This is a genomic window from Sphingobium sp. JAI105 (genome assembly GCF_015752145.1).
Taxonomy (GTDB): domain Bacteria; phylum Pseudomonadota; class Alphaproteobacteria; order Sphingomonadales; family Sphingomonadaceae; genus Sphingobium; species Sphingobium xenophagum.
In genome coordinates this window covers 2,016,149-2,037,305 of sequence record NZ_JADOUC010000001.1, presented here as the reverse complement: position 1 = coordinate 2,037,305, position 21,157 = coordinate 2,016,149, and the positions used below count along the sequence as shown (strand labels likewise).

Here is a 21,157-nt window from a genome sequence, read left to right as displayed (position 1 = left end):
AAGGGTAGGATGCGTCAGCACAAGATCGTCCTTTCATTATTGATAATAGGACCCGCCACGGATGTTGTCGTGCGCCGGTGTTGGTTTGAGCGGCCCCGCTGTCGGCTGGATCTTGTCGAGCCCGGCCTTGAGGATGGCGTTGAGGGATGAGTAGGTAACGGCGCCGATCACCAGCGCTCGATCGCAGGCGGCTTCAAGCCGATCGCGCTCGTAGCGCCGGGCCAGCGAGAGGACGCCCATGGCGGAGCGATAGCCCTGCTCGGGATGTGGCTTGTCGATCATCAGCCTTTCCACGAACGTCGCTGTGTTAGGACCGGTTTTCCTGGCGCGCTCGATCAGGCTCGCTGGCGATATATTCGCATAGCGCTGATGCGCCTTGGGCATGTGCTCATTCACGGTAACGTGCCCACGGCGCTGCGATGTCCGCATATGGCTGGCGACCCGCGCATGATCGTAGAAGATCTCGACCACTCGATGCGTCAGGCGGATATCGACCTGCCGGCCGATCAGTCCGTGCGGCACGGAGTAAAAGGTCTTGTCGACCTCGACATGATAATCAGGATGGACCTTGGCGCGTTTCCACTCGGCATATTCGAACACCGACGTAGGTAACGCCGCCAATGCCGTCCGTTCGATCTCGTCAAAGATTGCGCGACGGGATTTGCCGACATGGCGCATGGGCCGATCATTGAGATCAACCAGCAAGTCCGCGATCGCGGCATTGAGATCCGCCAGACTGAAGAAGCGCCGATTGCGCAGCCGCGCCAGGATCCAGCGCTCCACGATCAACACTGCGCCCTCGACCTTTCCTTTGTCGCGCGGCCGCCGGCTCCGGGTAGGCAGGATCGTCGTATCGTAATGCTCGGCCATCGCCGCAAAGGTCGCGCTGAGCGTGGGCTCGAACCATAGCGCTTTGGCAACGCCCGCTTTCAGATTGTCGCACACGATCGCGCGCGGAACGCCGCCAACAAAGGCCAATGCCCGGCACTGCGCGTCGATCCAGTCCGGCAACTGCTGGCTCAAGCTGGCCATTGCGAAGGTGAAGGATGAAGCACCCAGCACCGCTACGAAGATCTGTGCCTGGGTGATGACGCCCGTCACAGGATCGATCAGCGGCACAGTCTGCCCGGCATAATCGGTTTGCAGGACGGCGCCCGCCTCATACCGATTGCGAAAGCTGACATGGGTCCGCCGCTGGAAGGACAGGAACCGATCGCAAAACCAGGTATAGCCATAGCCATTGGGATGGGCAGCCCGATATTCTTGCCACAGCAAAACCAGCGTCACGCCCTTGCGCTTGATCTCCCGCGCAACCACTGGCCAGTCCGGCTCGCCCAGATCCTGAGGAGGGCGGCCGACACGGCGGAACACCAGCCGTTCGATCGCTGCGTCGTCGTCGTAGCCGGCCGGCAACGGCCAGCCTGTCAGCCCAGCCTCGCGCGCCCGCAGTAAATAGGTCGACACCGTCGTCTTGCTAAGCTTCAGCCGCTCTGACACGGCCCGTACCGACAAACCCTGATCGTAGGTCAGCCGGAGGATCGATCGCATGTCCTTCACGTCGGTTCGTCTCGTCTGCTTCCGCCTTGGCATCACCCCTCCCATCGCAACGATGAGGAGCAACAATGCCAGAGCGGCGCATCACAAAACCTAACCTTGATCCTGTCCCAAACCCTGTCCGGGATTTAGCGGAATCACTGTCCCGTATTTACTGAAATGCCTGTCCGCGATTTAGTGAAATAACTGTCCGGAATTTTCCGAAACACGCAGACAGTGACACTGTAGGTCTGCGGCTTCACCTGGTCTGCGGTGAAGTTGGGGAAGGCCTTGCGCAGGCGTTCCGCCAGATAATCGAGAAGTGTTGAGATCTCGTGGGGCGCGTTGGCGCCACTGATGTAGCAAGCGACGTCTATGTCGTTGAGCGTCTTGAGCGCCGTCCCCTTGGCCAAGCTTCCTGACAACTGCATCCGCTTCAGCGAAAAATCCGGATGCTCGTCGAGATAGGTTTCAAGGCGCTCCCGCAGTCGCCGCGCCTGAGCACGATACTCGTCCGCCCAGTCTTTGGGCAGGTTGACCTTATCCTGCGCGAACGCCGCGATCTCACGATGATCAACATGCTGTCGTGACACTGATGCCTCCCTGAGGTTTAGAACATGGCCTTGACGCGATTCTCTATCAGGGATAGAAACTATCCGGGTCGTAAAGATATGTCCATATAGTTTTTATATGGATTTGTGCCAGGGAAATTTTGGATGACGGATGGCTTGACGACATTGAAGTGGGGCGTCGAGCGACGGCTCGAATTTATCGAGTTTCGCCTCTTTTGGGAGGACGGCATCCGCCGCTCCGACATTATCAGGACCTTCGGCGTTTCCGAGCCGCAGGCGTCCAAGGACCTCACGCTCTATCAGGAGCATGCGCCAGGCAATGCTGTTTATGACAAGAATTCCAAACGGTACGTCGCGGGGCCGAACTTTGCGCCCGTGTTCCTAACACCGGGACCTTCCGAGTATTTGATACGCTTACGATCTTTGGGCGAGGGATTGATCGAGCCTGCCGAGACGTGGCTTGGCGCACCGCCGGAGATCGATGTGGTGCTTAACCCCGCTCGCGAGGTCGACACGGACTGCCTGCGCGCTCTTCTGAGGGCTGTCCGGGAGAAGCGGTCCGTCGAGGTCCGTTACCAATCGATGAGCAAGGACCGGCCGGATCCCACCTGGCGGCGGATCACGCCGCACGCCTTCGGCTATGACGGCTTCCGGTGGCACGCCCGAGCGTACTGCCATTCGACCGACCTGTTCAAAGACTTCCTGGTCCCACGCATCATTGGCATCCGCGACTTCGATCTTCCCGGCAAAGGCGGCAGCGAAGACACGATATGGAACGACCGATTCAGCGTCGTGATCGGACCGCATCCCGACCTCGGCCCCAACCAGCAGGCTATCGTCGCCAAGGATTATGGCATGGTTGGCGGATCGACGGTGCTCGAAGTGCGCTATGCGATGCTCTTCTACGTCCTCAAACGCTTGGGGCTGCTGGACAACCCGGAAAAGAAGCCGGCTCGTACGCAGCATATCGTCGTGCTTAACCATGTAGAGACGAGTAAGGCTCTTCGGACAGCGGACTGGTCGTTTTGATCCTTGAAAGACACCAAGAAGACAATATCGAAGTTCGATTTCGCGATACGACAAGCGGAGCGGCTTTTAGTACATTGGTGTGTACCGTTAAACGTGATGAGTGGATGGCCAGAATCGTTCAATAGTGAAGATTATCGGCGCAGGAATCGATACAACGGATGGGTGACATTGAATGAGTGATTTATTTTTTCAGTCGCCGATCCTGAACACTCCATATAAGGAGCCAAATCGTCACTGGGAACTCGACGAGAATGGTCAACCCACCAGCATTATAGTTGAACGCCGGCGACAAAGCGCGCTTGTTTCGCCAATTCCCAAGGCAAAGAAGGTTCGTGGGAAGGCTGTGCAAGCTGACCTGCTCACGGACGAGTCCGGTCAGGAATATAATCCGACCGAGGTCATCAACGGCATTCGGTCTGCCGTGGAAAGCTGGCGGCGGTTGCCAGAAAGCCAGTGGCAGGTGACGCCGACTACGGCACGTCTTTTGCGACACTGGCGCACGCATGATTTCGCGGACCAGCGCCCTTTCTTCTGTCAGATCGAGGCGGTGGAGACAGTGATCTGGCTGACCGAGGTCGCGCCGCGTTCTTCGTCGCAGGGGCGTCGCTTTTGGACGCACCTCGAGGCGGCAAACGCCGCGTCCAATCCCGAGCTGATGCGCATGGCGCTTAAACTTGCCACCGGCGCCGGCAAGACGACGGTGATGGCGATGCTGGTCGCGTGGCAGACGCTCAATGCCGTACGTCATCCAAATGCAAAGCGCTTCTCGAAAGGGTTTCTGATCATCGCTCCGGGCATTACAATCAAGGACCGCCTACGCGTCCTCCAGCCCAACGATCCGGACAGCTATTATAAGAGTCGCGAGATCGTGCCGGAAGATATGCTACTCGATCTCGGCCGGGCGAAGATTGTCATCACCAATTATCACGCCTTCAAGAAGAAGGACGAAGTGGCCCTCAACAAGGTCCAGCAGGCGGCGCTACGCACCACACCAAAGCCGGAGAGCGACGGCGCCATGATCCGCCGGGTCGCTGGTGAGCTGATGGGGCTCAAGAACGTTGTCGTCCTTAATGACGAAGCACACCATTGCTATCGCGAACGTCCCCTGACCGAAGAGGAACAGAAGGCGCTCAAGGGCGATGAACTTGCCGAGGCCAAGGAAGCGAACGAGGCCGCCCGTCTGTGGATCTCCGGCATCGAAGCGGTGAAGCGTGAGCTAGGCGTGTCTATGGTCTACGATCTTTCGGCTACGCCCTTCTTCCTGCGTGGCTCGGGCTATCGCGAGGGATCGCTGTTCGGTTGGGTGATGAGCGATTTCAACCTGATGGACGCGATCGAGTGCGGCATCGTCAAGCTTCCGCGCGTGCCAGTGATGGACAATGTCCCCGGCGGTGACACGCCGATGTTCCGGAACCTATGGGATCACGTCGGTAAGCAGCTGCCGAAGAAAGGACGCGGTAGCGCCAAGGGCCTCGACCCACAGAAGCTTCCGAACGAACTACTAACCGCGATCGACGCCCTCTATGGTCACTACGAAAAAACCCATGCGCTGTGGCGTGAGGCAGGGGTCGGCGTCGATCCCGTGTTCATCGTGGTGTGCAACAACACCGCCACCTCGAAGCTCGTCCACGACTATATCGCCGGCTACGAGATTGAGGACGCCAACGGCAACGTCACGCCGATGAAGGGTAAGTGCCCGCTTTTCCGCAACTTCGATCCGGACGGCACCGCGCTTCCGCGGATGCGCACCCTGCTGATAGACAGCCAGCAACTGGAAAGCGGCGAAGCCATCAGCAACGAGTTTCGTGACGCTGCCAAGGATGAAATCGCCCGCTTTAAGGACGAACTTATCCAGCGCACGGGCGACCGCGCGGCCGCCGAGAAAATCGACGACGCCACCATTCTGCGCGAGGTAATGAATACCGTAGGCCGCAAGGGACAGCTCGGCGAAGGCATCCGCTGCGTCGTCTCCGTGTCGATGCTGACCGAAGGATGGGACGCCAACACAGTAACTCACGTTCTGGGCATCCGTGCCTTCGGCACGCAGTTGTTGTGCGAGCAGGTGATCGGCCGAGCGCTACGGCGCCAATCGTACCGCTTGCAAAACGATGGCCCCGATACCGGCAAGTTCAAAGTTGAATATGCGGATGTGCTCGGAATCCCGTTCGACTTCACCGCGCAGCCAGTGGTGTCAAAGCCCTCACCGCCCGAGAATATGGAGCGCGTCCACGCGATCAGCCCGGCACGCGACGTGTCCGAGATCCGCTACCCCCGCGTCGAGGGCTATCGCACCGAGCTGCCGAGCGAGCGTCTGACCGCGTCTTTCTCCGCCGACTCGACGCTGGAACTGACCCCCGAGCTGGTCGGCGCGACCGAGACCGTAAATTCCGGCATCATCGGCGAGACGGCCGACCTGACCATTGAGCATCTGGCCGACACGCGCGCGGCAACGATCCATTTGAAGCTCGCCGAATGGATCGTGAAACGGAAGATGACCAACGCGGGCGACCGGCCGAATGTCGGCCTCATCATTCAGACGAAATCGATCGTGCGGCAATGGATGGCCCATCATCTCGTTCTGGCTGGCGGCACTCAGCCCGCGCAGCTGCTCTACTACAACATTGCCGATCGCGTCGCCGATCGCATCATGGCTGCCATCACGCGTGGCCAGGAAGGCGGTGGACGCGTCATTGCCATGCTGGATCCCTATAACCGGGAGGGCAGCACTCGCCACGTCAGCTTCATGACGAGCAAAGACCGCTATGAGACGGGCGAGCGCTGCCACGTCAACTACGCGGTGATCGACAGCGACTGGGAAGCGGAATTCTGCCGCGTAGCAGACAAGCACCCGCGGGTACTTGCCTGGGTGAAGAATCACAATCTCGGTTACGAGGTGCCCTATAGCGCAGGGGGCGAGGCGCGGCGCTACCGTCCGGACTTCATCCTGCGCATCGATGATGGGTACGGCCCCGACGATACGCTGAATTTGGTGGTGGAGATCAAGGGCGCCCGCGACGAGGACGACAAGGACAAGGCCGAGACCATGCGTACGCTGTGGGTGCCTGGCGTGAATGCGCTGGGCGAGCACGGCCGTTGGGGTTTCGCCGAGTTCACCGATGTGTGGACCATCGCCACCGAGTTTGCGGCGAAGGTGGAGGTGTGGCTGGATGAAGTGGCTGAAGGGGCAGCCGCATGACGGACTATCCCCGCATCGCCATAATCAATACCGGCTGGTCGGATGATTATCGTGAAGATCAGGTCCGCGGGGATTTCGGTTATCTTGCCGATGGCGTGGGCCATGAGCGTTTCAATTTTCTGTCCGACCGGCACGGGCGCTTCTATGGTTACGCTCCTCCGCTCGGAGAATCCTGGAGCCCCCCCAAGCCTGAGAATCCCGAGGGATGGCTGGTCTTCTTTGTATCGAAACGACCGGGTCGGAATGGTCTGTATCTAGGTCGTGAACCCATAAATGGCGGCGGCTAAAGCCCTTTGTATAAGGCTCTCGCTCCGAAGATGGCGGCGACACAAAGAGCGATCCCTGCGATGCCCTTTGCTACGCCCCAGATAGTTTGGGTTTCGGCATTGAAGAGCAGAATTGCCCCAAAAACAGCCGCCGCACCTATGGCAGCGAACGCGGACTTTGCAGCGATCAGGTCCTCGTTGAATGGGTCTGACATGAGGCAGACAATATCGTATTTCGGTCGCGCCACCTACAGTGGCTTTTCTTTATGCACGAAAGCTGATTCAGGATCAGCATGAGCCGATATGATCTGACAGACTTTGAATGGCGCGTGATCGAGCCGCTCTTGCCCAACAAACCCCGAGGCGTCCCACGCGTTGATGACCGCCGCGTGCTGAACGGCATCTTCTGGGTCTTGCGTTCGGGCGCACCTTGGCGTGACTTGCCAGAGCGCTATGGTCCGCGCACCACCTGCTACAATCGCCTTGTGCGTTGGCGCAAGGCAGGGGTGTGGGACCGAATGATGGATGCCATCACCGCCGCCCATGACGGTGACATCCAGATGATCGACAGCACTTCCATCCGGGCGCACCAACAGGCTGCGACGGCAAAAAGGGGGGTCGAGATCATTGTCTCGGTCGATCACGCGGTGGACTCACGACGAAAATCCATGCCGTCGTCGACGCGCAAGGCCTCCCGATCAGGCTCGGCCTGACTGCTGGCCAAGCCCATGATGGGCAGGTCGCCGACGAACTGCTCAACCATCTCGGGCCGCACATGGTCGTGCTTGCCGACAAGGCCTACGATGCGGATCGCATCCGCACACTGATCGAGGAGCAAGGAGCCACGCCCAACATACCGGCCAAATCTAATCGAAAGTGGAAGCCCTGCTTCAGCAAACGGCTCTATCGCGAGCGCAACCTGATCGAGCGGTTCTTCTCCAAGCTGAAGCACTTCCGCCGTGTCGCAACCCGCTACGACAAGCTCGCCGAAAACTTCCTTACCATGGTCAAACTCGCCTCGATCCGCCTGTGGCTGCGCGTTTATGAGTCTACGGCCTAGTAGGCTGGTATGAGGACGCGCTCTTCTTAAGGGCATATGAACCTCGTCCCGACGCAGAGCGCTTCGGTCCGGATTCGGACGGCGGGAAATTCCTGTACACGGTGACATCCACTGCTGGCTTTCTGGTTCCGCTTCCCCTTCGCAGCCGAAAGATCAAGGGTGATCATCTCAAACGATCCTATGCTTATGTGCGGGGGTCAGGTGAGGATCAGTCGTGGCGGACTACCCTTGCCGGCGAGCTTTTGCGTTACCGTGACGAGCTGATACCGCTTCTGGCTGGCGCGGCGATCGAAGACGACGAGCCGGCTTTGCGCTTTTCCGGGGATCCTGAGCGCCGACAGGCTGTCGAAAAGGCTGCGGTCAAGGCCGTCGAACAACATTTCTCTGACTACGCTTGCGTAAGCAAGGAGGCGGAAAAGTGCGGCTACGATCTGCTTCTCACGCATCGGGAGACGGATGAGATCCTGCATGTGGAAGTGAAGGGCACATCGCTGGCCGCGCCCTGCTTCTTCCTCACCCAGAAAGAACTCGGTTACGCCGAAAGCCTTCGTCGTAACGATAACCGGGCAAGGAAGAGTAAGGATGGTTCGTGGCGACCGCTTTGGCGGCTCGCGGTGGTGTCCGACGCGCTCGGAACACCGACCGTACACGAGTACAAATATACCGAGATGACACGCAACTTCGATCTGGCGCCCTATGCTTGGCGCGGCACTCTGAAAGAAAAGTCCTGATGGCCAAGAAGCCCCTCACCGTTGAAACGCTGACTCATGATGAGGCGACGCGACGCAATGCGCCGACGGCCGAGCTAGAGGCCTTCGTGCCGGCGGAGGTGAAGACGCCGATCCGCGCGGCCTATGAGCGGCGTAACCCGGACCTAGACCCGCAGCTCGTCTGGCGCGGCAAAGACGCGGCCGACTGGTCCGACCTGATCGTTGAGGCGCCGCCGCTTTATATCCAGGAGAAGATCCACCCCAAGGCGTTGATCGAGGATCTAAAGCGCGCAAGTGAACGACGACGCGAGCCCGAGGACGCGCCTGACCTGTTTGCCGACTTCAATGGGATCGAGCCGGCTCAGCGTACAGAATTTTACGAACATGACCAGCATTGGTCGAACCGGATGATCTTGGGCGATGGCCTGAAGGTGATGTCGAGTCTAGCCGAGCGCGAAGGGCTCAAGGGGCAGGTGCAGTGCATCTATATCGATCCGCCCTATGGCATCAAATTCAATAGCAACTTCCAGTGGAGCACCACCAATCCGAAGGTTCAGGACAAGAAAGCTGATCATTTCAGTCGCGAGCCTGAGCAGGTAAAGGCGTTCCGCGACACCTGGTGATCTGCCCCCACCGAGTGGACCGATTGGTTTGTTAGTGCATTAAGCTCATCGCCGCCATATCCGGGTGGAGGTGGAGCGAAGCGGAACCGGAGGCCGGATATGGCGGTGTCGCCGTTTCCGGGGCCGGTGGTCGATAGCCCAGGCTGCTATGCGGGCGGACGGTGTTGTAATGCCGCCGCCAGGCTTCGATCAGCACTTTGGCCTCGGCAAGGCTGTAGAAGATCTCGCCGTTGAGCAGTTCGTCGCGAAGCGACCCGTTGAAGCTTTCGTTATAGCCATTCTCCCATGGTGAACCCGGCGTGATGTAGAGCGTCTTCACGCCGATCTGCCCCAACCATTTCTGGACGGCAGTCGCGATAAATTCGCTGCCATTATCGGACCGTATATGCGCCGGTGGCCCGCGCGAGATGAACAGGTCGGCGAGCGCTGCCAGAACATCCTCATGCTTGAGCTGCCGCGCGACGATGAGCGCCAGGCACTCCCTGCTGGCCTCGTCGATGATCGTCAAAATGCGGAACTTGCGCCCGTCATGCGTGCGCCCTTCGACGAAGTCGTAGGCCCATACATGACCTGGATATTCGGGCCGCAGGCGGATACAGGATCCGTCGTTGAGCCATAGGCGTCCGCGCTTTGGCTGGCGCAGCGGAACCTTCAGCCCCTCACGCCGCCAGATCCGCTCAACGCGTTTATGGTTCACCGTCCATCCCGCATGGCACAGCAATGCCGTCACCCGGCGGTAGCCATAGCGACCATATTGCTTCGCCAAAGCGATGATATCCTCTGTCAGTGCCTGTTCGTCATCCGCCCCGCGCGGCACCTTGCGCTGTGTCGATCGATGCTGACCCAGCACCCGGCATATCCGTCGCTCGGACACCGGAAGCTCTTGTCGCAAATGATCGATGCAGCGCCGCCGCCGCGCAGGGCTCAGAAGTTTCCCTTGGCAGCCTCCTGCAGGATCAACTTGTCCAGCGTCAGGTCCGAAATCGCCCGGCGAAGACGCTGGTTCTCTTTCTCCAAATCCTTCATCCGCCGCGCCTGGTCGGTCTTCAGCCCGCCATATTCCTTCCGCCAGCGATAATAGGTCTGCTCGCTGACCGCGATCCGCCGGCAGGCCTCCGCTGTCGAGGCCCCCTGCGCCAGCACAATCTCAACTTCACGCAGCTTGCCGATAATCTCTTCCGGCTTGTGCTTCTTGCTCGGCATTCATTTTCCCCTTCGTGGTCCAGACTATCATAGTCTCTGGGCCACTCAGCAGGGGGCAGATCAGGTCGCGGCCGGAAAGGAGATCGCCGCGCCGGCCTTGCCGCCCGCAAAAGCCGGCATGGACGAGAAGATAGAAATTGCCCGGCACCCGGATGGTGGTGCGTCGTCAACTGCGCACGCCGCCCTTGCCGCGGCCCGCCAGAATGGCAAAGCGGTGCGCGTGGCAGATCGGCTCTCGGATCCCCACCCCATCATTGCCGGCTGGCTTGCAAATCGAAGGGAGGCGATCGCCATGGGCCGGCTGGTCTATGATAACTGGCCCAACCGGCCGGTCCGGGGCGCGCCCTTCACGCCGATCGAACGGCGTCGCCTCAGGATATTGGACACCCTGTTCAAAGCCTTGGAAGCAGAAAAGATCGTCGTCGCCGAGACAGACCGGCATGGTCCCGTTGCGCGGTGCGGACAGGACGAGATCACATTTCAACTCAGGCCCCGGCTCAAGGAAGTGCGCCAGCTCCTCACTGCCGAAGAGAGACCGTGGCATGGCTCCGGCAAGCAATACCGGCGAGAACTGGTCGAGACGGATGTGCTGGTCTTCGAGATCAAGCGCTGGTTGCCCGGCGACTTGCCGCGCGTCTGGCAGGACGGCCGCAAGGGCATGATCGAGGACAGGGTGGGCGACATACTCGCGACCCTGCTTGCGGCATTCCCGATGATGGCCGCAGCACGCGAAGAGGCCGAGGAGCGGCAGCGGCTAAGGGAGACCGAGGAACGGCGTCGCCAGATCCTGGCGCAGGAGCTCAAGCTCGACCGCGACCGCTTCCGATGCTTTCTCGAACAGGCCGGCAGATGGCGCGAAGCTGAACTGGCGCGGGATTTCCTCATGGCGCTGCGCACCGCGATCCCGGACTCATCATTGGAAATTGGCGGCAGGCCAGCTGCCGAGTGGCTGGAATGGGCGCAAGCGCATGTGCAGGCCCATGATCCGCTCACACAGAATTCTTCTGCAGTCTTCCAGTCGATTGCCGAAGTGACGGAGAGGACCTATTGTGACCGCTAGGCCGGGAGCCTCATGCGCGTCGGAAGTTGGGCTTCAAGACCCTCGCGCCATCGCGCATCTCGTCGAGCTGATCCGACCAGTACTGCATCATCCGCACGCGCTCGTCCCAATATTCGCCGCGGGTGTAGGCACGCCTGATAGCGTTGGTCTCCATATGGGCGAGCTGGCGCTCGATGGCGTCGGGATTGAACTTGCCCGTTTCGTTGAGCAGCGTCGCCGCCATCGCCCGGAAGCCGTGCGCCGTCATCTCCTCCTGGCTGAAACCGAGCGCTCGAAGGGCCGCGTTGACCGTGTTTTCGGACATCGGGCGAAGCGGCGAGCGGAAAGAGGGGAAGCAGTATCGTCCCGTGCCCGTCAGTTCCCAAAGCTGTTCGAAGAGCGCGATGACCTGCGTGGACAGCGGCACGCGGTGCGGCCGCCGCATCTTCATCTTCTGCTCGGGGATGTTCCAGACCGAGCGGTCGAAGTCGAATTCGCTCCACTCGGCCTGGCGCAGTTCGCCCGGGCGCACGAACAGATGGGCGGACAGTCTGAGCCCGAACAGGGTGATGGCGTGGCCGGTGTACCCCTCGATGGCGCGCATCAGTTCGCCAGCGCCCTTGGGCGTGGTGATGGCGGCGAGATGCTTGGCCTTGGGAACGGTCAGTGCGCCGCGCAAATCGCGGGATGGATCCATTTCGGCGCGCGTGGTGGCGATGGCGTAGCGGAACACGCGACCGAGGACGCTGCGCATCCGGCGCGCGCTTTCGTAGCGTCCGGTGGCCTCGATCGAGCGGAGCACGGTCAGCGCTTCCTGCGGGGTGATCTTGGCTACCGGACGGCTGCCGATCCTGGGATAGGCCTTGGCGAGCAGCCAGCGGATCTTGCTGAGCGTGACCTCCGACATGCCCTCGCGTTCCTGCTTGGCCACCCATTCCTCGGCGACCAGCTTGAAGCTGTTTTCCTCGGACAGCATCGCGCGCGCCTCGGCGAGCTTGGCTTCGTGCGAGGGATCGAGGCCGGCGGCGATCAGCTTGCGCGCCTCGTCGCGCCGCTCGCGCGCATCGGCGAGGCCGACGTCGGGCCAGGCGCCGAAGGAAAGCGTGCGTTGCTTGCCGAGATAGGCGTAGTTAAGACGCCAGAGCTTCCGACCGTTTGGCTTGACGAGAAGATAGAGGCCGGCGCCGTCGGTGAGCTTGTATTCGCGCTCCCTCGGCCTGGCGCTCGTGACGGTGGTCGCGAAGAGTTTTCCCATGGTATCGGCCCGTCCATAAGGGGCCTTCGATACCATGCAGGATACCATATTTGTTCCCGATTGGTGCCGGATCAGCCCGGATTTGACCGGACGGCCTTAGCACAAAAAACGGCTGAAATCAGCCATTTTCGGGACATCCCCGGACGTCGCCGGAAGAACAAATGGTGCCCAGAAGAGGACTCGAACCTCCACGACCTTGCGATCGCCAGCACCTGAAGCTGGTGCGTCTACCAATTCCGCCATCTGGGCACGGGGTAGGAGCGCGCAACTAGCCGCTGGCCTTGGGGCTGTCAACGCAGGAAAGCGGATAATTTTTGTGGCTTGGGCAAAAAGCCGGGTTATGGGCGATCAAGCCCTTTGCCTGACAGGATGCCCCGCCATGACCCATGCCGATTTCGTACCGCCCGCCCTGTTTACCCGGCCTGACGGGGTGCGCCTTGCCTATCGTCAGCGGAGTGGCGCGGGGCCGACGATCGTCTTTTTGCCGGGCTATATGTCCGACATGGAAGGGGGCAAGGCGATCGCGCTGGACGCTTGGGCGGCGCGCAGCGGGCGCGCGATGTTGCGGCTGGACTATGCCGGGTGCGGGGCCAGCGACGGGCGGTTCGAGGATGGCACGCTGGCCAGTTGGCGGGACGATGTGCTGTTGCTGGTCGATGCGCTGGTCGAAGGGCCGATGGTGCTGGTGGGATCGTCCATGGGCGGCTGGCTGGCATTGCTGGTGGCGCTGGCGCGGCCAGAGCGGATGGCGGGACTGGTGGGCATCGCCGCAGCACCCGATTTTACCGACTGGGGCTTTACCGAGGCGGACAAGGCGTTGCTGATGACCGAGGGGCGGATCGAGGAGCCAACGCCCTATAGTGACCAGCCCTATGTGACGACGCGGGGCTTCTGGGAATCGGGGCAGGCGTCGCGGCTGCTGGGCGGACCGATCGCCATCGACTGCCCGGTGCGGTTGCTGCACGGGCAGTGCGACGATGCTGTGCCCTGGGAAACGGCATTGCGGATCGCGGCGCAGGCGCGTTCATCCGATGTGCAGACGCTGCTGGTTAAGGACGGCGACCACCGCCTTTCCCGCGACAGCGACATCGCCCTGCTGATCCGCACCGTCGCCAGCCTGCTGGATAGTCTCTGATGCCCTTTTTCCTGCCGCTCCTGTTCCTTGCGCAAGGTTATGACCCGGAAATCGAGGCGGTGATGAACCGCAGCCGGAAGGAGAAGCAGGAAGCAGCGGCGGCTGCGACGGCTGCGGCCCCCAAGCCAGCAGCGGCGCGGGAGGATGGACGGATTCCGGTTCCGGCCAAATATGCCGCGCCTTTTCAGGCCTGTCTGGATCAGGCGATTGAAGCGCCCGATGCAGGCGTCGCCTTTGCCCAGAAGTGGCGGATCGACGGCGGCAGTTTCTATGCGCGGCATTGCATGGGCTTTGCCTATGCCCGCGCCGAGCGCTGGGGCCCTGCGATCGTCGCGTTTGAGCAGGCTGCCGAGGAGGCGGAACGTAGCGCCGAAATGGCGCAGAGCGCGCGGTTGTGGGCGCAGGCGGGCAATGCGGCGCTGGCCAGTGGTGATCCGACCAAGGCGCGGCAGGATTTCGATGCGGCGCTGGCGCGGGGGCTGCCGGATGGACTTGAGAAAGGCGAAGTGCATCTCGATCGGGCGCGGGCGCTGGTGGCGCTGGGCGATACGGCAGCGGCACGGGAATCGCTGGATGTGGCGCTCGCGCAGGCCCCAAGAGACCCGCTCGGCTGGCTGCTGTCGGCGACGCTGGCGCGGCGGTCGGGCGAGATGGCCTTGGCGCAGGCGCATATTGCCCGTGCCGTGCAACTGTCGCCTGACGATGCGTCGGTGGCGCTGGAGGAAGGCAATATCGCGGTGCTGACACAGCATGACGATGTCGCGCGCTCGGCCTGGCAGCGCGCGGTCAGGCTGGCGCCGACGACAGCGGCGGGGAAGGCAGCGGCGGACAATCTGTCGCGATTGCCCGCCGCGGGCGCGGTTAAACCGACACTGAACTAGACATATGCAATGATTTTTACCGATTTTTAGCTAAGATATTGTTATTTAAGGTAAAAATCAACCGTAGTGACGACGCGGACCTTTTTGTAGGGCGTATCGCTCGATCCGTCGCCGCCTTCGCCGTCGCGTGCGTCGATCGAAAAATAGCCCTGGGTCGCGCTTTTGATGCCGCCGACGCTGGTGCCGCTGTCTTTCGCGAATTGTTCGGCGGCGTTGCGCGCATCCTTGGTGGCGGCGGCGACCATCGGGGGTTTGAGGTCGTTCAATTTGGTGAAGCTGTAGCGCATGCCTGACCCTTCCTGCAGCGTCACGCCGCGGCGGACCAGGTCGAACTGTTGCGCGACGGCGCGCTGGGCGCGGGCGATGTCGGTGGTGCGCAGCAGCATCCGCTGGGTAATGGTGATATTGTTGACGCCATTGTTGAGATATTGGTTCACGCCAGCGCCGACCGGGGTGAGGGCGTCAGGCTTGAAGCCCAGACTGGCAAAATAGGCCTTGAGTTCGCGCGTGTTGTTGTCGATTTCCGCGCGCACCGTAGGCAGGTCGAAGCCGGTTGCCGAATAGCTGATCGACCAGGTGGCAAGGTCCGCCGTCACATCCTTTTCGGCAAGGCCGCGCACGGTGACAGAGCGGTCCGCCGCCCTGGCCCGTTTCAGCCCGTCGCCCAGCAGATAGCCGCCGCTCATGACGCCCAGCGCCAGCAACGCGGCACTGCCCAGCAAAACCTTGTCCCGCAATTCCAATGCCATAATGCTTTCCTCTTCCTTCGGGGGATGCGCGACCTTATCTATAGGGTTGTCGTGCCAGAACTGAGATGAACCGTTGCTTTATGGCGACGAACGGAGTGACCCTTGCCCAAATATCTGCATAGCATGATCCGCGTGACCGACGTGGACAAAAGCATCGCCTTTTTCGACCTGCTGGGGCTGAAAGAGGTCAAGCGGTTCGATAGCGAACAGGGGCGCTTCACATTGGTCTTTCTCGCCGCGCCGGGCGATGAGGAGGCGCAGGTTGAATTGACCTATAACTGGCCCCCGACCGACGGCAGCCAGCCGGAAAGCTATGATGGCGGGCGCAATTTCGGCCATCTCGCCTATCGGGTCGAGAATATATACGAGACCTGCCAGCGTTTCCTGGACGCGGGCGTGACGATCAACCGGCCGCCGCGCGACGGGCATATGGCTTTCGTGCGATCGCCGGACGGCATTTCGATCGAACTGTTGCAGGACGGACGGCTGGACCCGGCCGAACCCTGGGCGTCGATGCCCAATGTCGGTACATGGTGAGCGCTATGCTGGAAGTGATCCGCATCCCGGTGCTCAGCGACAATTATGTCTGGCTGATGCATGACGCGGCAAGTGGTGAGACGGTGGTGATCGACCCTGCCGTCGCCGATCCGGTTCTGGCAGCGGCACAGGCGCGCGGCTGGACCATTGGGCAGGTGTGGAACACCCACTGGCATGGGGATCATGTCGGCGGCAATGCGGCGATCAAGGCGGCCACGGGTTGCACGATTACCGGCCCGGCGGCGGAAGCGGACAAGATCGGCACGCTCGACCGGATGGTGGGAGAAGGCGATGAGGTGCGGATCGGCGCACATGTCGCGACCGTGATGGAAATCCCGGCTCACACCGCCGGGCATATCGCCTATCATTTGGCCGACGAGCATATCGTTTTTGTCGGCGACACGCTGTTTGCGATGGGCTGCGGGCGGTTGTTCGAGGGGACCGCGGCGCAGATGTTCGCCAATATGGCGAGGCTGGGCGCTCTGCCGGAGGATACGGCGGTCTATTGCGCGCATGAATATACACTCTCCAACGGTCGTTTCTCTTTAGAGGTGGAGCCGGACAATGCGGCGCTGGCTGCACGGATGGTAGAAGTGGAGGCTGCGCGTGCGCGTGGCGAGGCGACCGTGCCGACGACGATCGGACTGGAGCGGGCGACCAACATCTTCATGCGGGCGCGGAACGTTGATGAGCTGGCGCAGCGGCGTGCGGCGAAGGATGCGGCCTGACGGATTCTGCGCTATGTTGCCGTCTTTGGGGGCAGAGAAAGAGGAGAGCCATGATGCGTGCATGGATATGCCTGACGCCCATGCTACTGGCCGCCTGCACCGGTAGCTACGAACCCACCCCCCTGACCCAGAAGCAGGCGACAAAGCTGGAAGAGGAGCTAGCCGGCAAGGTTGCAGGCGAAAAGGTCAACTGCATCGACCAACAGCCGCAGACCAACCTGACGGTGATCAGCAACAATGTGCTGCTCTATCGCGTGAACAAGCGGCTCATCTACAAGAATGAGCTGATGGGCAGTTGCAACGGCCTGACCTTTGGTGACACGCTGATCGTGCGCGTTTTCGGGACGCAATTGTGCCGGGGCGATCTGGCCGCCAGCGCCAACTTGATGTCGGGGATGACGACGGGCAGTTGCGCACTGGGGGATTTCATACCTTATCGCACGCCCGGCAAGTGAACGGCTGCCCTTATCGTCCTTTGACGGCAGCCGCTTCGCGGGCGAGCCTTTTGTCCAGATTCGAACGCGCAGCAGCGGCGTAGCGGGCGCAAGCCTTGCTATCGATCAAAGGGGCAGTTCCCGCGAGGCGATCGTAAAGAGCGCTGGCGGACGGATGCGGCGTGATAAGCAGGTCGCAGCGGAGCGCCGCGACCTTGGCGATGGTCGCGCGCAGGCGCGCGACATAGGCGGGGTGATCGGCAAAGCGATACCCGTCCGCCGATACTGCGCTCAGACTGTCGGCATATACGATCCTGCGGCAATTTTTTCCGGCGCAGGCGGTCCATGACCAGCTGGTGCCGCCCGGCGAATGGCCCGGCGTCAGATGGGCGGTCAGGCGGAGCGACCCCAGCGTGACGGTTTCGCCATCCCTGACGATGCGCCCGACGCGCGCGCCGGTAAAGGCATCGAGGCCGCCGTGTTGCGGATCGTCGCGGGCCGGGGTGCCGCTTTCCAGCATCGGCCGGGCGGCCGTCGACGCGATCAGGGTGGCGCCGGTGCGCTGCTGAAGGGCGTGCAGCCCGCCGGCATGATCGACATGCTCATGGGTGGAGAGCAGATATTTAACGTCCCTGGGGCGAACGCCCAGCCGCTCGATATTGGCGATGATCGAAGGGGCAGCCTGCGCGGTGGCCCCGTCGATCAATATATGGCCCTTCGCCCCGGTGACGAGCAGTACCGTGATGCCGCAACTGCCTACGTCATAGACATTGGCGAAGATGCGGACGGGCGGGGCGGGATCGCTCCAGCCATCCTTGCCCGCGCACTGGCGCTGATGCTCGGCCATGCTGGCCGGGCCGGATGGCGTTGCAGCGTGCAATGGCGCGCTGGCGACCATCGCGGCCAAGATTGGCACAGGCAGAGCTTTCAATCCTTCATCCCTTGTACAGCGCGTCCATCCGATCGGCATAGCGTTTGCGGATGACATGGCGGCGGATCTTCATCGACGGGGTCATTTCCTCATTGTCGATGGTGAAGGGTTCGTCGGCCAGGATGAAGCGGCGGACCCGTTCGATCACAGACAGGTCGGCATTGACCCGGTCCACTGCCGCGCGCAGCGCCGCCATATAGGCCGGATTGGCGGGCGCGTCGGCGGGCACGACGCCATTGGCCTGCGCCCATTCGCGGGTCCATTCAGCGTCCGGCACGATCAGGCCGACCAGATAGGGGCGACGGTCGCCATGCACCATCGCCTGACCGATTTCATTCTGGAGCGTCAGCATCCCTTCGATCTTTTGCGGGGAGACATTGTCGCCCTTGTCATTGACGATCAGGTCTTTCTTGCGGTCGGTGATGCGAATGCGCCCCTTGGCATCGAATTCGCCGATATCGCCGGTGTGAAGCCAGCCATTCTTCAGCACTTTTTCGGTTTCGGCCGGGTTGCGCCAATAGCCGTGCATGACCAGTTCGCCGCGCACGAGGATTTCGCCATCGTCCGCGATCTTGACCTCCACCCCTTTGAGCGGCGGGCCGACCGTGTCCATGGCGATGCCCGCGCTGGGCCGGTTGCAGCTGACCACGGGACCGGCTTCGGTCTGGCCATAGCCCTGGAGCAGGGTGAGGCCCATCGCATCGAAGAACAGGCCGACATCGGGGTTGAGCGGCGCGCCGCCCGACACGAGCGCCTTGAGCCTGCCGCCGAAGCGGGCGCGGATCTTGGGAAGAAGCGTGCGGGCAAGCAGGGCTTTTAACGGCAGGTCGAGGACGGACGCCTTGCCCTGCTGTTCCTTTGCGCCGATGCGCAGCGCCTGCGCCATCAGCCAGGTCGGGAATTTGCCCTGCTTCTCGATCGACTTGATGATGCGGGCGCGCAGCACTTCGAACAGGCGGGGGACGACGACCATGATGGTGGGCCGGGTTTCCTCGATATTGCTGGCGAGTTTTTCCAACCCTTCCGCATAGTAGATTTGCCCGCCCAGCAGCATGGGCAGGAACTGCCCGCCGCTATGTTCATAGGCATGGGAGAGGGGGAGGAAGGAGAGGAATGTCTCCTCGCCCCAGCCGAAATCCTCCGCAACGATGGTGCCAGCGCCTTCGGCATTGAGCAGGATCGCGCCATGATGCTGCATCACCCCGCGCGGCGCGCCGCCGGTGCCGCTGGTATAGATGATGCAGGCCTGATCCTGGCGGGTTGCGGTCTGGGCGGCGGCGCAGGCGGCAACGTCGGTGGGGTGGGCGGCGATCAGATCGTCCCACAAATGGCAGGTCGCCTGCCCCTGTGCGCCGCGCAACGGCTCCATACCGATGACGAAGCTGGCCTGCGAGCGGACGACGGCAGGCATCAGCGCCTGTGCCAGCTTGGCGGTCGAGACGATGACGGCGCGGGCGCCACTGTCGGTCAGGATATGCTGGTGATCGCGCGTGGTGTTGGTGGTGTAGGTCGGCACGGTGATGCAGCCCGCCGCCATGATCGCCAGGTCGGCGATGCAGAATTCGGGCCGATTCTCGCTGACCAGCATGACCGGGTCGCCGGGCTTGAGGCCCAGGGATTTGAGCGCGGTGGACAGGGCGGCGACCCGGCGGGCGACCTCATTCCAGCTGAGCGGATGCCATGTCCCGCCGCTCTTGCGCCACAGAAAGGGGGTGTCGCCGCGCTCTGCGGCGCGCGTGAAGAACATGGTGACAAGGTTGGGAAATGTCTCGATGGCCCTCAAGGCTCGACTCCTGCGGTTCCGACGCATCTGGCGCGCGCCTGATCTTGGCCATGGCTATAGCCCCGCCATGCCGTAGCGGCCATGCTTTTCTCAGTCGAACAGCCCGTTTTGGACGTCCTGCGGCGGGTTGAGGCCCAGATGCTTCCAGCCCGGACCGTTGAGGCAACGGCCACGCGCGGTGCGGGCGATGAGGCCAAGCTGGATGAGATAAGGCTCGATCACTTCCTCGATCGTGTCGCGCGCTTCGGACAGGCCGGCGGCAAGCGTTTCGACGCCCACCGGGCCACCCCGATAAATGTCGGCGATCATCATCAGATAGCGGCGATCCATCAGGTCAAGGCCCAGATCATCGACATCCAGCCGCCGAAGCGAGGCGTCAGCGACCTTGGCATCGACGGCGGGGACGCCGGCGACATTGGCGAAATCGCGCACCCGGCGCAGCAGCCGCCCGGCGATGCGCGGGGTGCCGCGCGACCGGCGGGCAATCTCCACAGCGCCGTCGGGGGTGATGGGAAGGTCGAGCAAGCGGGCGGCGCGGCGTACCACCAGTTCCAGTTCGGGCACGGTGTAGAATTGCAGGCGCACCGGGATGCCGAAGCGATCGCGCAGGGGGGTGGTGAGCAACCCCTGCCGCGTGGTCGCACCGACCAGGGTGAAGGGCGGCAGGTCGATGCGGACCGATCGGGCGGACGGGCCTTCGCCGATCATCAGGTCGAGCGCGCGGTCCTCCATCGCGGGGTAGAGGACTTCCTCCACCGCCGGGTTGAGACGATGGATTTCGTCCACGAACAGGACGTCGCCTTCGTCGAGGTTGGTGAGCAGGGCAGCCAGATCGCCGGACTTGGCGATGACCGGGCCGGACGTGGCGCGAAAGCCCACGCCCATTTCCTTGGCGACGATTTGCGCCAGTGTGGTCTTGCCAAGGCCGGGCGGGCCGAAGAAGAGCACATGGTCCAGCGCCTCGCCCCGCGACTTCGCAGCCTCGATAAAGATACGCAGATTGCCGCGCGCGGCTTCCTGCCCGATAAATTCGTCGAGCGATTTCGGGCGCAGCGCGGCGTCGACATCCTCGACGCGACGAGTGGGGGTGAGGAGGCGGTCTTCGGTCATGGGCGACCCTCACCAACTTCGTCATGCTGAACTTGTTTCAGCATCCATCGTGCGTCAATCGTGGATGGACCGGCGGCAAGCCGAGGTTGACCGCCAGATCGACCCAATCGGGATTTTCCGATCCGATGAGATTGATCTTCCATTGTCGATGCCAGCGCTTGAGCTGCTTCTCGCGCAGGATGGCCTGCTCCATCGTATCGCAAGCCTCGAAGCGAACGAGGCGATGGACGCCATATCGGCTGGTGAAGCCCGCCAGTGCATCCGTTCTGTGTTGCATCAGCCGACCGATCAGGTTGGACGTCACGCCGATGTAGAGCGTGCCGTAGGGCTGGCTGGCGAGGATATAGACGCATGGTTGCTTCATCGACACCCCCCTTCGGCTT

At 62.0% G+C, this 21,157-nt stretch carries 22 protein-coding genes and 1 tRNA gene; 12 read left to right on the top strand and 11 right to left on the bottom strand.

The window, feature by feature from the left end; genetic code table 11:
* Positions 1-36: 36 nt before the first annotated feature.
* Together istA and IWY39_RS24440 are read right to left on the bottom strand one after the other, a co-directional pair.
* Positions 37-1,590 carry an IS21 family transposase gene (gene istA / locus IWY39_RS09790; protein ID WP_107126060.1) on the bottom strand — a complete coding sequence of 518 codons (1,554 nt, stop codon included), beginning with the start codon at positions 1,588-1,590 and terminating at the stop codon, positions 37-39.
* Positions 1,591-1,691: 101 nt separating this feature from the next.
* The gene (locus IWY39_RS24440) at positions 1,692-2,126 is read right to left on the bottom strand and encodes a nucleotidyltransferase domain-containing protein (protein ID WP_196871429.1); all 435 of its coding nucleotides are present in this window, start codon (positions 2,124-2,126) and stop codon (positions 1,692-1,694) included.
* Between the two features lie 123 nt (positions 2,127-2,249).
* Between IWY39_RS24440 and IWY39_RS09780 the strand changes: the two genes are divergently transcribed.
* From IWY39_RS09780 to IWY39_RS09770, 3 genes are all read left to right on the top strand, one after another.
* Positions 2,250-3,134 carry a WYL domain-containing protein gene (locus tag IWY39_RS09780; protein ID WP_107126585.1) on the top strand — a complete coding sequence of 295 codons (885 nt, stop codon included), beginning with the start codon at positions 2,250-2,252 and terminating at the stop codon, positions 3,132-3,134.
* 172 nt (positions 3,135-3,306) lie between these two features.
* Positions 3,307-6,330, top strand: a complete 3,024-nt coding sequence (locus tag IWY39_RS09775) for a BPTD_3080 family restriction endonuclease (RefSeq protein WP_107126586.1) — start codon at positions 3,307-3,309, stop codon at positions 6,328-6,330.
* Positions 6,327-6,617 carry a hypothetical protein gene (locus IWY39_RS09770; RefSeq protein ID WP_196871428.1) on the top strand — a complete coding sequence of 97 codons (291 nt, stop codon included), beginning with the start codon at positions 6,327-6,329 and terminating at the stop codon, positions 6,615-6,617. The genes IWY39_RS09775 and IWY39_RS09770 overlap by 4 nt, the downstream gene beginning before the upstream one ends.
* On the opposite strand, the gene IWY39_RS09765 is transcribed toward IWY39_RS09770, so the two are convergent.
* Positions 6,614-6,811 (bottom strand): hypothetical protein, encoded by a 198-nt coding sequence (locus tag IWY39_RS09765; protein ID WP_107124774.1) that lies wholly within the window; start codon positions 6,809-6,811, stop codon positions 6,614-6,616. The genes IWY39_RS09770 and IWY39_RS09765 overlap by 4 nt on opposite strands.
* Before the next feature lie 78 nt (positions 6,812-6,889).
* Here IWY39_RS09765 and IWY39_RS09760 point away from each other — a divergent pair.
* The 3 genes from IWY39_RS09760 to IWY39_RS09750 all read left to right on the top strand — a co-directional run bounded on the left by IWY39_RS09760 (position 6,890) and on the right by IWY39_RS09750 (position 8,989).
* A protein-coding gene (locus IWY39_RS09760) for an IS5 family transposase (protein ID WP_107124775.1) occupies positions 6,890-7,656 on the top strand; the annotation gives its coding sequence in 2 pieces (ribosomal slippage) (positions 6,890-7,214 and positions 7,214-7,656; 768 coding nt in all).
* 101 nt (positions 7,657-7,757) lie between these two features.
* Positions 7,758-8,387 carry a protein NO VEIN domain-containing protein gene (locus IWY39_RS09755; protein WP_196871427.1) on the top strand — a complete coding sequence of 210 codons (630 nt, stop codon included), beginning with the start codon at positions 7,758-7,760 and terminating at the stop codon, positions 8,385-8,387.
* On the top strand, positions 8,387-8,989 hold the full coding sequence (locus IWY39_RS09750) for a hypothetical protein (RefSeq protein WP_196871426.1): 603 nt from the start codon (positions 8,387-8,389) through the stop codon (positions 8,987-8,989). The genes IWY39_RS09755 and IWY39_RS09750 overlap by 1 nt, the downstream gene beginning before the upstream one ends.
* A gap of 31 nt (positions 8,990-9,020) precedes the next feature.
* On the opposite strand, the gene IWY39_RS09745 is transcribed toward IWY39_RS09750, so the two are convergent.
* Positions 9,021-10,192, bottom strand: a protein-coding gene (locus tag IWY39_RS09745) for an IS3 family transposase (RefSeq protein WP_107124077.1) whose coding sequence is annotated in 2 segments (ribosomal slippage) — positions 9,021-9,928 and positions 9,928-10,192 — 1,173 coding nt in all. Because the reading frame shifts where the segments join, the coding sequence is not laid out codon by codon here.
* Here IWY39_RS09745 and IWY39_RS09740 point away from each other — a divergent pair.
* The gene (locus tag IWY39_RS09740) at positions 10,182-11,252 is read left to right on the top strand and encodes a hypothetical protein (protein WP_229380743.1); all 1,071 of its coding nucleotides are present in this window, start codon (positions 10,182-10,184) and stop codon (positions 11,250-11,252) included. The genes IWY39_RS09745 and IWY39_RS09740 overlap by 11 nt on opposite strands.
* A 10-nt stretch (positions 11,253-11,262) precedes the next feature.
* Here IWY39_RS09740 and IWY39_RS09735 read toward each other — a convergent pair whose 3' ends face one another.
* The gene (locus IWY39_RS09735; RefSeq protein WP_107125933.1) at positions 11,263-12,486 is read right to left on the bottom strand and encodes a tyrosine-type recombinase/integrase; all 1,224 of its coding nucleotides are present in this window, start codon (positions 12,484-12,486) and stop codon (positions 11,263-11,265) included.
* 162 nt (positions 12,487-12,648) lie between these two features.
* Positions 12,649-12,735: transfer RNA gene (locus tag IWY39_RS09730), tRNA-Leu, on the bottom strand.
* A gap of 130 nt (positions 12,736-12,865) precedes the next feature.
* On the opposite strand from IWY39_RS09730, the gene IWY39_RS09725 reads away from it, so the two are divergent.
* Complete coding sequence (locus IWY39_RS09725) at positions 12,866-13,621, top strand: alpha/beta fold hydrolase (RefSeq protein WP_107125926.1); 756 nt, start codon at positions 12,866-12,868, stop codon at positions 13,619-13,621.
* Positions 13,621-14,502 carry a tetratricopeptide repeat protein gene (locus tag IWY39_RS09720; RefSeq protein ID WP_107125925.1) on the top strand — a complete coding sequence of 294 codons (882 nt, stop codon included), beginning with the start codon at positions 13,621-13,623 and terminating at the stop codon, positions 14,500-14,502. Before IWY39_RS09725 ends, IWY39_RS09720 begins: the two co-directional genes overlap by 1 nt.
* 41 nt (positions 14,503-14,543) lie before the next feature.
* On the opposite strand, the gene IWY39_RS09715 is transcribed toward IWY39_RS09720, so the two are convergent.
* Positions 14,544-15,251, bottom strand: a complete 708-nt coding sequence (locus IWY39_RS09715) for an SIMPL domain-containing protein (protein WP_107125924.1) — start codon at positions 15,249-15,251, stop codon at positions 14,544-14,546.
* A 102-nt stretch (positions 15,252-15,353) separates the two neighbouring features.
* On the opposite strand from IWY39_RS09715, the gene IWY39_RS09710 reads away from it, so the two are divergent.
* Genes IWY39_RS09710 through IWY39_RS09700 form a run of 3 tightly spaced genes read left to right on the top strand, consistent with a single transcriptional unit; the run spans position 15,354 to position 16,971 of the window.
* A complete protein-coding gene (locus IWY39_RS09710; protein ID WP_017182924.1) occupies positions 15,354-15,788 on the top strand; it encodes a VOC family protein in 435 nt (144 codons plus the stop codon).
* 5 nt (positions 15,789-15,793) lie between these two features.
* Entirely contained in the window at positions 15,794-16,516 is a 723-nt protein-coding gene (gloB, locus tag IWY39_RS09705; RefSeq protein WP_196871639.1) for a hydroxyacylglutathione hydrolase, read from the top strand.
* A 53-nt stretch (positions 16,517-16,569) separates the two neighbouring features.
* Positions 16,570-16,971, top strand: coding sequence for a hypothetical protein (locus tag IWY39_RS09700; RefSeq protein ID WP_174827322.1), 402 nt, complete (start codon positions 16,570-16,572; stop codon positions 16,969-16,971).
* 10 nt (positions 16,972-16,981) lie between these two features.
* On the opposite strand, the gene bla is transcribed toward IWY39_RS09700, so the two are convergent.
* The 4 genes from bla to IWY39_RS09680 all read right to left on the bottom strand — a co-directional run bounded on the left by bla (position 16,982) and on the right by IWY39_RS09680 (position 21,138).
* Entirely contained in the window at positions 16,982-17,866 is an 885-nt protein-coding gene (gene bla / locus IWY39_RS09695) for a subclass B3 metallo-beta-lactamase (protein ID WP_107125921.1), read from the bottom strand.
* Between the two features lie 19 nt (positions 17,867-17,885).
* A complete protein-coding gene (locus IWY39_RS09690) occupies positions 17,886-19,628 on the bottom strand; it encodes an AMP-dependent synthetase/ligase (protein WP_107125920.1) in 1,743 nt (580 codons plus the stop codon).
* Between the two features lie 126 nt (positions 19,629-19,754).
* On the bottom strand, positions 19,755-20,774 hold the full coding sequence (ruvB, locus tag IWY39_RS09685) for a Holliday junction branch migration DNA helicase RuvB (protein ID WP_107125919.1): 1,020 nt from the start codon (positions 20,772-20,774) through the stop codon (positions 19,755-19,757).
* Between the two features lie 37 nt (positions 20,775-20,811).
* Positions 20,812-21,138, bottom strand: a complete 327-nt coding sequence (locus IWY39_RS09680) for a GIY-YIG nuclease family protein (protein WP_107125918.1) — start codon at positions 21,136-21,138, stop codon at positions 20,812-20,814.
* Positions 21,139-21,157 lie beyond the last annotated feature (19 nt).

Coding starts and splice junctions, on each gene's coding strand:
- ruvB (WP_107125919.1), bottom strand. CDS start 20,774: ATGACCGAAGACCGCCTCCTCACCCCCACTCGTCGCGTCGAGGATGTC.
- IWY39_RS09765 (WP_107124774.1), bottom strand. CDS start 6,811: ATGTCAGACCCATTCAACGAGGACCTGATCGCTGCAAAGTCCGCGTTC.
- IWY39_RS09780 (WP_107126585.1), top strand. CDS start 2,250: ATGACGGATGGCTTGACGACATTGAAGTGGGGCGTCGAGCGACGGCTC.
- IWY39_RS09725 (WP_107125926.1), top strand. CDS start 12,866: ATGACCCATGCCGATTTCGTACCGCCCGCCCTGTTTACCCGGCCTGAC.
- IWY39_RS09720 (WP_107125925.1), top strand. CDS start 13,621: ATGCCCTTTTTCCTGCCGCTCCTGTTCCTTGCGCAAGGTTATGACCCG.
- IWY39_RS09680 (WP_107125918.1), bottom strand. CDS start 21,138: ATGAAGCAACCATGCGTCTATATCCTCGCCAGCCAGCCCTACGGCACG.
- istA (WP_107126060.1), bottom strand. CDS start 1,590: ATGCCAAGGCGGAAGCAGACGAGACGAACCGACGTGAAGGACATGCGA.
- IWY39_RS09775 (WP_107126586.1), top strand. CDS start 3,307: ATGAGTGATTTATTTTTTCAGTCGCCGATCCTGAACACTCCATATAAG.
- IWY39_RS09690 (WP_107125920.1), bottom strand. CDS start 19,628: ATGTTCTTCACGCGCGCCGCAGAGCGCGGCGACACCCCCTTTCTGTGG.
- IWY39_RS09750 (WP_196871426.1), top strand. CDS start 8,387: ATGGCCAAGAAGCCCCTCACCGTTGAAACGCTGACTCATGATGAGGCG.
- IWY39_RS09770 (WP_196871428.1), top strand. CDS start 6,327: ATGACGGACTATCCCCGCATCGCCATAATCAATACCGGCTGGTCGGAT.
- IWY39_RS09715 (WP_107125924.1), bottom strand. CDS start 15,251: ATGGCATTGGAATTGCGGGACAAGGTTTTGCTGGGCAGTGCCGCGTTG.
- IWY39_RS09700 (WP_174827322.1), top strand. CDS start 16,570: ATGCGTGCATGGATATGCCTGACGCCCATGCTACTGGCCGCCTGCACC.
- gloB (WP_196871639.1), top strand. CDS start 15,794: ATGCTGGAAGTGATCCGCATCCCGGTGCTCAGCGACAATTATGTCTGG.
- IWY39_RS09735 (WP_107125933.1), bottom strand. CDS start 12,486: ATGGGAAAACTCTTCGCGACCACCGTCACGAGCGCCAGGCCGAGGGAG.